Origin of the sequence: Jutongia hominis, assembly GCF_014384965.1 — a bacterium.
In the GTDB taxonomy this organism is placed as follows: Bacteria; Bacillota; Clostridia; order Lachnospirales; family Lachnospiraceae; genus Butyribacter; species Butyribacter hominis.
This window is the reverse complement of the sequence record NZ_JACRSW010000031.1, coordinates 1-12,548: the sequence shown is the minus strand read 5'-3', so window position 1 is coordinate 12,548 and position 12,548 is coordinate 1. Positions and strand designations below refer to the sequence as shown.

8 protein-coding genes, 1 rRNA gene and 1 other RNA gene are annotated in these 12,548 nt (G+C 37.9%); 6 read left to right on the top strand and 4 right to left on the bottom strand.

Annotated features, from left to right (window positions below):
• Window positions 1–337: 337 nt before the first annotated feature.
• A complete protein-coding gene (locus H8700_RS08155; RefSeq protein WP_249304977.1) occupies window positions 338–1,564 on the top strand; it encodes a polysaccharide deacetylase family protein in 1,227 nt (408 codons plus the stop codon).
• A gap of 481 nt (window positions 1,565–2,045) precedes the next feature.
• On the opposite strand, the gene ssrA is transcribed toward H8700_RS08155, so the two are convergent.
• Window positions 2,046–2,388, bottom strand: a transfer-messenger RNA (tmRNA) gene (gene ssrA / locus H8700_RS08150).
• A gap of 327 nt (window positions 2,389–2,715) precedes the next feature.
• On the opposite strand from ssrA, the gene aroB reads away from it, so the two are divergent.
• Complete coding sequence (gene aroB / locus H8700_RS08145; RefSeq protein ID WP_022141686.1) at window positions 2,716–3,828, top strand: 3-dehydroquinate synthase; 1,113 nt, start codon at window positions 2,716–2,718, stop codon at window positions 3,826–3,828.
• A gap of 6 nt (window positions 3,829–3,834) precedes the next feature.
• Here the strand turns inward: aroB and H8700_RS08140 are convergent, their stop codons facing one another.
• Together H8700_RS08140 and H8700_RS08135 are read right to left on the bottom strand one after the other, a co-directional pair.
• Entirely contained in the window at window positions 3,835–4,896 is a 1,062-nt protein-coding gene (locus tag H8700_RS08140) for a CPBP family glutamic-type intramembrane protease (RefSeq protein ID WP_249304975.1), read from the bottom strand.
• 218 nt (window positions 4,897–5,114) lie between these two features.
• Window positions 5,115–6,512: a ComEC/Rec2 family competence protein gene (locus H8700_RS08135; protein ID WP_249304972.1), complete on the bottom strand. Its 1,398-nt coding sequence runs from the start codon at window positions 6,510–6,512 to the stop codon at window positions 5,115–5,117.
• A 266-nt stretch (window positions 6,513–6,778) separates the two neighbouring features.
• On the opposite strand from H8700_RS08135, the gene H8700_RS08130 reads away from it, so the two are divergent.
• The gene (locus H8700_RS08130) at window positions 6,779–8,143 is read left to right on the top strand and encodes a uracil-xanthine permease family protein (protein WP_249304970.1); all 1,365 of its coding nucleotides are present in this window, start codon (window positions 6,779–6,781) and stop codon (window positions 8,141–8,143) included.
• Window positions 8,144–8,307: 164 nt separating this feature from the next.
• On the top strand, window positions 8,308–8,937 hold the full coding sequence (gene upp / locus H8700_RS08125) for a uracil phosphoribosyltransferase (RefSeq protein ID WP_022141683.1): 630 nt from the start codon (window positions 8,308–8,310) through the stop codon (window positions 8,935–8,937).
• Between the two features lie 354 nt (window positions 8,938–9,291).
• Here the strand turns inward: upp and H8700_RS08120 are convergent, their stop codons facing one another.
• Window positions 9,292–10,110, bottom strand: a complete 819-nt coding sequence (locus H8700_RS08120; RefSeq protein WP_249304968.1) for a MerR family transcriptional regulator — start codon at window positions 10,108–10,110, stop codon at window positions 9,292–9,294.
• A gap of 255 nt (window positions 10,111–10,365) precedes the next feature.
• Between H8700_RS08120 and H8700_RS08115 the strand changes: the two genes are divergently transcribed.
• Window positions 10,366–11,712, top strand: coding sequence for an MATE family efflux transporter (locus H8700_RS08115; protein ID WP_022141681.1), 1,347 nt, complete (start codon window positions 10,366–10,368; stop codon window positions 11,710–11,712).
• 638 nt (window positions 11,713–12,350) lie between these two features.
• Window positions 12,351–12,548, top strand: a 16S ribosomal RNA gene (locus tag H8700_RS08110); the annotation flags it as partial.

Sequence of the window (12,548 nt, the reverse complement as noted above, 5' to 3'; positions counted from 1 at the left end):
TGTTTGTAAAATCACATTTGCTTTTTGGGGGCTGTATTTGTAGAAAAGTTTAAAAGCAGGATCCTTTTGGAGATTCTCTTTTCGATCATTTGTAAAAAAGAGGATAGAAAAAAGGATTCTGTTATTTTTATCCAAAAGAGGAAGACAGGATGTTGTTATCATAAAAAAGCGAAAAGAAGAGGGGATGTTGCTGTAGTTTTCCCAAAAGGGGGAGGAAGAAGGGGATTGCCGTTCTGCTCATAGAGGAACGAAGAAGGGGACTGCCGTTCTTTACAAAAAAAAGAAAATGGGGTAAAATATAATGATGCGATAAAAAAAGAAAATCAGGAGGGTACCAATGAGGAAGAAAACATGGAAAAAAGCGATGATCTGTTCTTTGGCGGCATTGATGATCGTATCGGTTAGTGGCTGTTCTTCAAAGTCAGGATCAAAAAATACAAAAGAGACAAAAAAAGAAGAGCAGGCAAAAGAAACAAAGAAAAAAGTACCGGATACGGAAGCACAGACAAGTGCTGTATTATCTTTAAGTGAAGTACAGACTTTGAATGCAAATGATAAAGATAAAAAGTTCAAGGAGTATGTAAGTAGTGATACGAATATTGTAACCGTAACGGAAGATGGTATTGTTCATGCTATAAAAGCAGGAACAGCAGCCGTTACGTATACAGATGGTTCTAATCAATATACTTGTAATATCAAAGTAAAGAAACGTGGAATGGTTTATCCGGTCTTTACGATGATGAAAGGTGAGCATTTAGATATCCAATTTAGTAATAAAGATAGCGGTCTGTCATGGACATCCACCGATTCATCTATTGCTTCGGTGAATGCAAAGGGTAAAGTAATAGCAAAGAAGGTCGGAACGGCTGTGATTACCGGAACGAATAGAGAAAATGTTGTCTATCAATGTAATCTGACAGTTAATAAGAAAATAAAAAATATCATATATCTGACATTTGATGATGGTCCAAACCGTTATACAACACCAAAGGTATTAAAAATTTTAAAACAGAATAATGTCAAAGCAACTTTCTTTGAACTGAAACCGGCAAAGAAAGATTTTGATCTGACAAAACGTGTGCTGGATGAAGGACATACGCTTGCAATGCATGGATACCAGCATAAATATGATATTATTTACCGTTCAGAAAAGACATATCATCAGAATTTAGATAAGCTTCGTAATCTCTTCTTTAAGAAGTTTGGTGTTTGGTGTACATTAACACGTTTTCCGGGCGGAAGCTCTAATACATGCAGCAGTTACAATCCGGGAATCATGACACGCTTGACAAAGAAACTGGATGGATGGGGATATCATTATTTTGACTGGAATGTAAGTTCAGGCGATGCAAGCAGAGGTACAACTCCGGCACAGGAGATGCATAATCTGAAAAAAGAGACAACAAAGGGACATGACAGCGTTGTACTGATGCATGATTTCTATAATAACCAGCCTACATTAAAATCACTGGATAAATATATTAAGTATGCAAAGAAAAAAGGATATACGTTTATGCCATTAACAGCAAGCACGGCAGAGGTACACCATGGAGTGAATAATTAAAGTGCCCTTTTTTCTTCCGAAAAAAGGTTATACGTTTATGCCATTAACAGCAAGCACGGCAGAGGTACACCATGGAGTGAATAATTAAAGTGCCCTTTTTTCTTCCGAAAAAAGGTTATACGTTTATGCCATTAACAGCAAGCACGGCAGAGGTACACCATGGAGTGAATAATTAAAGTGCCCTTTTTTCTTCCGAAAAAAGGTTATACGTTTATGCCATTAACAGCAAGCACGGCAGAGGTGCATCATGGAGTGAATAATTAAAGTGCCCTTTTTTCTTCCGAAAAAAGGATATACGTTTATGCCATTAACAGCAAGCACGGCAGAGGTACACCATAGAGTGAATAACTAAAAGTAAATAGAAGAGAAAACAGACAAGGCATTATGCGAAACGCATAATGCCTTGTTTTAGCTTGTAAAGCAATATTGTGGAGTTAGAATCTTTCAAGGATTGATCCTTAAAATTCATCTCAGACTCTTAAAGTGGAGCTGAGGGGAATCGAACCCCTGTCCGAACCCAGATTCAATGTACTTCTACTGTTATAGTCAGTGTTTTAACATTCCCTCCGTATAACGCCCACTAACAGGCTCTATACTTTAGTAGCTTCATAAATTTTCCATCACCGCAAAGCTTTGGCAACAGAGTGTCCCGCTAGTCGACACCGGTGATCCTTGTGGCGGGGCACAAGGGCCGATGAGCTGCAACTAGGCAGCTAATGCTAAATTATCTTCAGCGTTTAAATTTAATTCGAGCTTTTTACGTGGTTCCCGACCACGAACAGCTTCTCCATCTTCAGTGAGCCCGTCGAAACCAGTACAACCCCATGTTGTATGGTTTGTCACTGCATGGCTATCTCTATGGATTCCATGAAAGGATTAGAAACAACTATAGCACAGTAAGATGTTATTGTCAATTTTTTTCGGTATATTTTAATGATTTTTTTTCGGTATATTTTAACATATATTTTTTTGAACATATTATAACAATTTTTTGGTGTATTAACAGGTATTATGACGTTATCTTGTACTTTTTATTCTTTTTCGATATAATGAGCCTCAGAGAAAAGCAAGCAACATGAAACCGGTATGAATCCGGCAGCTGTTTTCCGGATGGTTTACAGCACAAAAGACAGGAAGAAAAGAGGATGGTTATGAGCATATTTAAAGTAGAATTAAAGAAAGTGGTAGATGACAGTTATGAGATTGAAACCGGGTTTTCACTGGAAAAAAAAATAGTACAGGATATTCAGGATGGATTAGTAGGAAATATACAGAAATTTGCTATTATTACAGACAGTATTGTAAGAGACTTGTATGCTCAGCCTATTTGTGAGCAGATGGTAAAAGCCGGTTATCAGGCAGAAATCTTTTCGTTTCCTGCAGGAGAGAAGAGTAAGACGCGTGCAACAAAAGAAATGGTGGAAGATGCGATGTTAGCCCATGGTTATCGAAGAGACTGCTGTATTATTGCTGTCGGTGGCGGTGTCGTAACAGATTTAGCCGGGTTTGTGGCAGGAACATTCGGAAGAGGAATTCCTTTTATCAATTATGCAACGACATTACTTGCGGCTGCGGATGCATCGGTCGGTGGAAAAACAGCAGTAGATACTCCTTTGGCAACGAACCTGATCGGACTTTTCAACCAGCCACAGAAAGTCTATCTGGACATTGCAACATGGAAAACATTACCGCAAAGACAGCTTGCAAGCGGCATGGCAGAAACGATCAAACATGCCTGTATGGCAAGCAGCGATCTGTTTACTTTCTTAGAAGAACATATGGATGATATTATGCATGTGGAACAAGGTGCATGTGAACATATTGCAAAAGAAAATTGCAAGATCAAATATCATGTTGTTGAAAAAGATGAGAAAGAAAGCGGTTTGCGTGAGATCTTAAATCTTGGTCATACGGTTGGAAGAGCAATCGAAACAGTAAGTGATTATCGGTTATTGCATGGAGAAGCACTTGCTATCGGCATGATTGCACAGGCGCTTTTAGCAGAAAGTCTTGGTTATATGACAAAAGACATGGTAGAAAGAGTAAGATCGTTATACCAAAAAGCAGGTCTTCCGGTTACCATTCCTGCTTATATTGACCGTGAGGAACTGGTAAAGAAATTATATACCGATAAAAAAGTAAAGAATGGTAAACTTCGTTTTGTAGTGGAAAAAGGTATTGGAAATATCGTAGAATTTGAGCCGGGCGTATATGCCACACCGATAGAAGAAAGTGTGGCACGTAAGATCATTGCACAGCTTTAGAAAAGATTAAAAGAACAGACTCATTGCAAGATAGCCACATCCCCAATGCAGGATTGCGCAACCCCATAAATTTTCATGACGTTCAAAAATAGCACCTAATGCAAGACTCAAAAGGAGTGCTCCCATCATAAATACAAAACCGAAAGGCAGATGCATCAAAGAAAATAAAAGGGAAGTCAAAAAGATAGAGATTTGTTTTTGATATTTGACTTTCATTAATGACTTTACGCTTGTCTGGATAACGCCTCTTGCTAAAAATTCCTGAAAGAAGGCGGTAAACAGATAGATATATGCACCATGCAGGGAGCCTCCGATAAAGTAGTCTTTGATAGGATGACCTAAAAGTATCAGAACAACCTTTGTTAAAAGTAGGGCGATGCAAGCAACGACTCCGATCAATATGGTCTCGATAAAATTCCTTTTTAACGTAGAAAGTTTCGGAATCAGACCAATATCACGCATCGACAGACTGGTTAAGAAAAGGATTTCTAAAAACAAAAGAAATGTCATACCCTCAATCATAAGTGTATATGCAGAAGTTTTTAATGGAATATGCAAAGTAAAACGGATCAGACTCCATGCAAAAAGATAGAGACTGATACAGATGATCAAACCTGCAAAGATAAATGCACAATCGTGTTCATGCTGTTTTAACTGGTAGCGTTCACTTACATCTTCGATCAATAAAAACATTCCCGAAAAATCTTTTTGGTCTGCACAGTCTGTTGCTTTTAGCGGACTGGTATGAAAAGTCAGATATTGAGTGTTTTGTGCTGTCTGGTATTTTAAGGTTTCTGTTGGCATTAGGATCCCTTTATCCAGGATCTTTTTAAAATATTTATTGAAAGCACGGTTTTTGCGGTTTGATAAAAAGAGATAGCGAAAACTATGCTCTGTGATCGATTCTTTTGGATACCCGAAGATTTTTTCACAGGCAGAATTACAATAAGTAATAATGCCTTCCTCATTGATCATCATAATACCATCACTCATATTTTCGAAAACGATTTCTTTTTGATCCTGTGACAGTATTGCAGAATCTGTTTTTTTTACATCTAATGCGTTCATAATTAAAATCCCTTTCCTGTTTGATTTGATATCTAAAATTAAAAAGACTTTTTGTTGTAAAGTATCGGATTTCTTTTTCATGTACTCTCAGAGTTTTCTGAACAAAAAATCTGCCAAAAGGATTTGTTACGAAAAGATTCCGAGAGTACATTTTATTTTACTAGAGAATAAAACGCTTTTTATCGTAGCCAAAAGCAATAAATGATTACAATGTTCAATTATGGATTACAATTCTTACATGGAGAGTAGCCCTCTTTGATCAGTTCGCTGCGGGAAGCTTTTGTCGATTGTGTATTTGCAACAGACATTTTTTTGACACTATAACAGCTTGGAAGATGGAACTTCTTTGTGCTGGTATTGATCACATAAGATGCATTTTTGTCTATCTTTTTAGATGTATTTGTGTTTGAAGACGATTTTTTTGTCTGTCTGTTTGAAGTTGTATGCTGTTTTGTACTTTCGCCGGCTTTCCAACTAGTGGAAGGAGATGTGTTCCAGCTGATCGTTTGACCGTTTGAAGTAGCCACAATGCTTCCCTGTTCGTCAGTTCGGAAGGTTTTTACGTGATTCTTTCGTAAAAGATTTAAAACACGTGCACATGGGAAGCCGTAGCTGTTTCCTTCGGCACAACTGATCACAGCGTATTTAGGCGATACTGCAGCTAAAAAGGCAGAAGTAGTGCTGTATTTACTGCCATGATGAGCAATTTTTAAAACGTCAGCCTGTAATGTCTTATTTTTAGCGATCAGATCCGGTTCTGCATTCTGGGTGACATCCCCTGTGAACAGAAAAGAGGATTGCATAAACGTTAGACGAAGGGAAAGCGAATTATCGTTTGTGGAATTGTATTTTTGAACCGGTCCTGTAATGGTAAACTGAGCTTTTCCCAATGAGAATTTTTGACCGGCAGCAGGATGGGTGGCTGTATAATTTTTGGATTTCATGCTGCTTAGCACATCACGGTAGGTGGCTGTATTGCTCGTGCAGTCCGGTAGCAGGATCTTTTTGCAGTCGAACTTATAGATCACAACATCGAGTCCGCCAATATGGTCTGCATCAGGATGTGTACCTATTACATAATCTAAAGAAGTGAGTCCTTGTTTTTTCAGATAAAGCTGAACGGTTGTACCTTTATCATTGTTACCGGCATCGATCAACATAGCATGTTTTCCCTGTGTGATCAGGATAGAATCTCCCTGTCCGACATCAATGAAGTGTACTAAGAGTTTAGAAGATGTTTTAGTTGTTGAAGAATTGTTTGCAACGTGGTTGGAGGCGCTTTTTTTAGACAAAGAATTCTTTTTGGACTGTGTGGTATTGCTTTTTTTTGCCGGAGAATTTTTTTGTGTCTGTGCAGAAGAGCTTTTCTGATCTGCAGAGCTTTTTTCGGTCTGATTTGAATCTTTTGTCTGATCAGAATCATTCTTTTGGGGCTGTGCTGTATTGCTTTTCAAATCAGTTGTGTCATTATCGGCTTTTGCGGATGATTGTGTATCACTCTGTGATGACACGGCTTTTTGGTCCGTGGTAGAAGTCGTTGTTATATTGCCACATCCGGTCAAAAGAAGCAGCGAACAAAGAAATAATAGGGTTGTTTTTATGTATTTTTTACACACGATAAATACCTTTATAAAACAGTCCTTTTGCTGTATGAAGATAACGCAAAAACTGTTTTATAGCACCTTTCTGTTAGAAATATTCTTTGAAAGATAGTATAGCACAAACACAGTAACACGGAAACTTTTGACACAGAAAAAAACAACTGTAAATTCTTGTAAGATGATAGGGGATTTATTATCTTTTCAATCTATTGGATATATGGTATATTTATTGAGATAAAATACATATTGCATTGGTAAAAATGCATAGAAAGAGGTAAAAAATGAATGAAAAACATGAACCAATTCGTGACGCAAGGCAGCTTGGCTATCCTAAAATGCTTTTGCTTGGCTTACAACATATGTTTGCGATGTTTGGAGCAACTATTCTGGTGCCGATTTTGGTAAACAGTTACTTTAGTGACTTTTATAAGACAGGCAATGTACAGGTTTTGTCTATTCAGGTCACCTTATTTTTTGCAGGCGTAGGAACATTATTCTTCCATTTTTGCACAAAATGGAAAGTCCCTGCATTTTTAGGATCCTCTTTTGCATTTCTGGGTGGTTTCTCTACGATCGCTTCTTTGAATACAGGAATTTATAAAGGAATGGAAGCAAGTGAGAAGATCCGTTATGCATGCGGTGGTATTGTTGTTGCCGGCTTATTATATATAGTTTTGGCGATTATTGTAAAATTAGTGGGCGTTCAGAAAGTGATGCGTTTTTTGCCTCCGATCGTTACAGGACCGATCATTATCAGTATAGGTCTGACACTGGCTTCTTCGGCTGTATCAAACTGCCAGTCTTTCTGGCCGTTGGCATTTATTGCATTAGCCGTTGTTATTATCTTTAATATCTGGGGGAAAGGAATGTTTAAGATCCTGCCGATTCTCATGGGAGTTGTGATCTCTTATATTGCAGCAATCCTTTTAAATGCTGCCGGTGTAACATCTGCTTCGGGAGATGCAATTTTAAACTTTTCCGGTGTATCCGGTGCCAGCTTTATCGGCATCCCGCCTTTTGCATTTTGTAAATTTGATCTGACAGCTATTTTAGTTATGGCACCGATTGCATTAGCTACGATGATGGAACATATCGGTGATATTTCTGCTATTTCAGCTACAGTAGGTGAAAACTATATTGAAGAACCGGGTTTACATCGTACATTGATCGGTGATGGTCTTGCTACATCTTTTTCTGCTCTGTTTGGTGGACCTGCCAATACAACATATGGGGAGAACACAGGCGTCCTGGAATTAAGTAAAGTGCATGATCCGCGTGTTGTAAGAATAGCAGCTGTCTTTGCAATCATTTTAAGTTTTATTCCGAAGGTTTCAGAAATCATCAGTTCATTACCATCTGCTATTATTGGTGGTATCAGTTTTATACTGTATGGAATGATCTCGGCAATCGGTATCCGTAATATCGTTGAGAATAAAGTTGATCTGACAAAGTCAAGAAACCTGATCATTGCTGCTGTTATCTTAGTGTCAGCACTTGGATTTACCCAGGGACTTACTTTTGAGATTGCAGGTGTAAGCATTACTTTAACAGGACTCGCAATCGCAGCGATTGCCGGTATTGTCTTAAATGCGATCCTGCCGGGAAATGATTATGTTTTCCCAAGCAAAAATAAGAAAGAACAATAAAAAAGAGAAAAAGTATGTTATAATAAGAACAGTTCTTTCAAATACTTTATAGAAGCTGCATACGAAATGCTGTATTACAAAAAGATTTCAGTGTGCTGTATCGAAAAATGCGTTTGAAAAAAATGATCTGGGGACAGGAATATATCGAAGAAAAGAGGTTTATTATGGAAAATGTAACTATTATGGATCACCCATTGATCAAGCATAAGATTTCACGTTTACGTGATGAAACGACAGGAACAAATGAGTTCCGTGCATTAGTCGAAGAGATCGCTATGTTAATGGGATATGAAGCATTAAGTGATCTTCCTACAGAGGAAGTAGAAGTTAAGACACCGATTGAAACTTGTAAGACACCTGTGATCGCAGGAAGAAAGCTTGCGGTTGTACCTATTTTACGTGCCGGACTTGGTATGGTAAGTGGTATTACAGCTTTAGTTCCGACTGCAAAGATCGGACATATCGGTTTATATCGTGATGAAGTGACACATGAACCACATGAATATTACTGTAAACTTCCTGATCCGATCTCAGAGCGTCTGATCGTTGTAACCGATCCTATGTTAGCAACAGGCGGTTCCGGTGTGGAAGCCGTTGACTTTATTAAACAGCATGGCGGAAAGAATATTAAGTTTCTTTGTATCATTGCAGCACCGGAAGGTGTCAAGCGTTTCCATGAAACGCATCCTGATGTACAGCTTTATGTAGGATGTCTGGATCGTGAGTTAAACAAAGATGCATATATCTGTCCTGGTCTTGGCGATGCAGGCGATAGAATTTTTGGAACAAAATAATCATTTTTTATGCTGTATCGTCATAAAAAGAAAAATGAGTTGTAAAAATAAGATCTCCCTAAAGTAGAAAGAAATGCAATCTGCTTAGGGAGATTTTTTATGGAATAGGAAATTGCTCGTACAGTAGCGGTACACCAGCAAGAATTGCTTTAGCAATTCTTGAAGTGCAAAGCGCTGGCTTTGCACTTTTTTATGGAATAGGAAAATGCTCGTATAGTAGCGGTACACCAGCAAGAATTGCTTTAGCAATTCTTGGAGTGCAAAGCGCTGGCTTTGCACTTTTTTATGATCTTCTATATAAATTAAGAGTAAACGGGACCAAAATGCGTTGTGGCAGACGAGAATGCAAAGGCTTTAGGAGAGAATCTGCACGGTAAGCTCGGTATAATAGTCAAGATCGGATGTAATGGAAATTTTGTTGGCATAATAAAATTCATAAAAATAAGTGGCAAGTTTCAGCTGATGTTTGTTGGCATAATCCTTCAGTAATCTGCCCGCTTTTTGGCTATGGCCATTATCACCGCAAAAATAAACAGAAAGGTATGTTCCGGCAGGAAGAATATGCAAACCTATTCTTTTTGCCGGCTTTTTGTTCAAAAAGAGCAGGATATCATGAGGTGGTTTGAGCTGGTCTTGAAGAATATCCAGGGAGGGGTGGCGAAATGCCATGATATAGCCAAAAGGAGTTTGTAAGTCATTGTATTTTTCGAAAAGAATGCTATATTTTGTTTCAATATCTTTATCGGAACCGCTGACTGAATGCTCCATAAAATAATATCTTTGTTTCTGCTCGTTGGTAATGACAGTATCCTCCGGTACCTGTGTCAGAAATTCTAATTGTTCTTTTTGGCAATGCAGCCAATAGAGTTTTGATTTCCAAAGCTGAATCTTTTGTTCCATTGATTGTATTTCATTTTGATAAAGATCTAAAAGGTGGGCTGTATCGGCATGTTCCATACTCTTTTTGATCTCTTTTAATGGGACACCAAAATCACGAAGCATCATGATCATGTCGAGTGAATCTGTCTGATGGATTGAATAATAGCGATATCCGTTTTTGCCGACATGATCAGGATAAAAGATGCCCATTTCTTCATAATGAAAAAGAGTTTCTTTTGTGGTATTCATAATCTTAGCAAATTCACCGGTAGATAAATATTTTGTCTGTGGCATATAAGACCTCCTGTCTGGTATTAAAATATTTTGCTCCATGCAAACTAAAATCATATAATGTAACGAGTTTTCGGAAAAGAAAAAGCCCGAAAAGACGGTATTTGTTTTTCTGAAAAAAGGTGTTGACTATAGTGCTACCCTATAGTTTATCATATGTAAAAAGAAATACAAGATAACATATCAGTGATACGAAAAAGTATTAACAGACAGATAAAGTTGAATCAAAGTAAATTTAAAAGATACAGGGAGGAAAAAATGAATCAGTCAATTGGACAAAAATTTAATGTAATATCATTGCTGCGTTTTGCAGCACCATCTATCATTATGATGGTTTTTATGTCGTTATATACGATCATAGATGGTTTCTTTATTGCCAGGTATGCAGGAAGCGCAGCTCTTTCGGCTGCGAATATTGTCTATCCGGTAGTGAATGTGTTATATGCCTGTGGTATTATGTTCGCAACAGGCGGCAGTGCGATCGTAGCTAAAAAGCTAGGTCAGCAAAAAGAAAAGGAAGCCAGAAACGATTTTACTTCGATCGTTGTAGTAGGTTTGCTGATCAGTATTTTATTTTTGGTGTTCGGAACGATCTTTACAGAGCCATTATCAAAAGCATTGGGATCAAATGCCATGCTTTTGCCGGATTGTAAACGTTATCTTAGAACTCTTTTGTTATTTGCACCTGCCAGTATGTTACAAATGTTATTTCAGATGTTTTTTGTTACGGCAGGGAAACCGGGGCTTGGTCTTGGTGTTACAATAGCCGGTGGCGTTGCAAATGCAATATTTGACTATGTTTTTATGGCAGTCTGTCATATGGATATCACAGGTGCCGCAATTGCTACCGGAATAGGACAGTTGATCCCGGCAGTGATCGGTCTGATCTTCTTTATTCAAAAGAAGAAAAGCCTGTATTTTTCAAAATTTAAAATTCATTGGGGGATGATCGGAAGTGCAGCGTTTAACGGTGTATCGGAAATGATCTCAAATGTATCGGAGGCAGTCGTTACATTTTTATATAATATTATCCTGATGAAAATGGTAGGGCAGGAAGGTGTTGCGGCGATCACGATCGTGTTATATGCACAATTTTTGTTTAATGCAATGTTTTTGGGATTTTCAATGGGCGTTGCACCTGTGATCAGTTATCAATATGGAGCCCAAAAAGAAAAAGAAGTAGAAAAAGTAACAAAGATCAGCAAGATTTTTTTGATCAGTATATCCATTTTGATCGCGATTGCGTCTTTCTTTTTGCGTGATATGGTAGCAGGCCTGTTCGTCGATGCAGCTACACAAACTTATCTCTATGCAAAAGAAGCAATGGGATTTTTTGCGATCAGTTTTTTATTCAGTGGATATAATATTTTCTCATCTTCTTATTATACTGCATTATCAGACGGAAAAACGTCCGGGATCATTTCCTTTACACGGACGTTTATCTGTATTGTTGTATCATTATTGATCCTGCCGCAGATTTTTGGGACTACCGGAGTATGGCTTGCTGTTCCTCTTGCTGAAGTGATCTCTTTTGTGTTATGTCTGTACATTCATAGAAGGAAGAGAGTAGAAAAACTTGAAATTTCGCAAAGAATGCTTTCATGAATTCTTAAGTAGGATAGTTTGAAGCAATGATATATTATATTGTTTAAACTATCCTGAAATAAATGATCTGGAAAACGTTTCTAAGAATAAGATAGTATATGTAACGGTTAATTCCTCTGAAAAATGTCTGTTTTGTGTTGAAAATGGATAGTAAACAGAAAAAATAAATTTAATTTAAAAAAAGTGTTGACTTTTGTCGAACAGGGTGATAAGATAAATTTCGCTGTCGCAGAGAAGATACAGCGATGGCAACAAAAAGGAATAAAAAACGGAAACGCTTTGGTAAAGTCAGTATTTCGTTTTTAAAAAACTTTTTGAAAAAAAGTCTTGACAAATAAAGCACTGAGTGATAAGATATCATTCGTTGGCGCAAAATGAGAGTTTGAAAAAACGACAAAATGTGTCAAGCAAAAAGGATATTAAAAAATATCCGAGCGAGTTTCTTCTATATAAAAGAAGAGAGGAGCAAAAAAGAATCTTGATAATTAAATAGTAAAACAACCCTGAAATTTCTAAAGAGGATCTTGAAAAAGAGATCCGAGAATTTCAAGAGGCTTATCAGAAGATAAGACGAAAGCGAGACCAAGTAATTGGTAAAAACGGACAAGCCAAGCAAATGCTTAGCGAGGACAAAACTTAAATATGAGAGTTTGATCCTGGCTCAGGATGAACGCTGGCGGCGTGCCTAACACATGCAAGTCGAACGAAGCTCCTGCGACAGAATCCTTCGGGAGGAAGATGCTTGAGACTGAGTGGCGGACGGGTGAGTAACGCGTGGGTAACCTGCCCTGTACAGGGGGACAACAGTTGGAAACGACTGCTAATACCGCATAAGC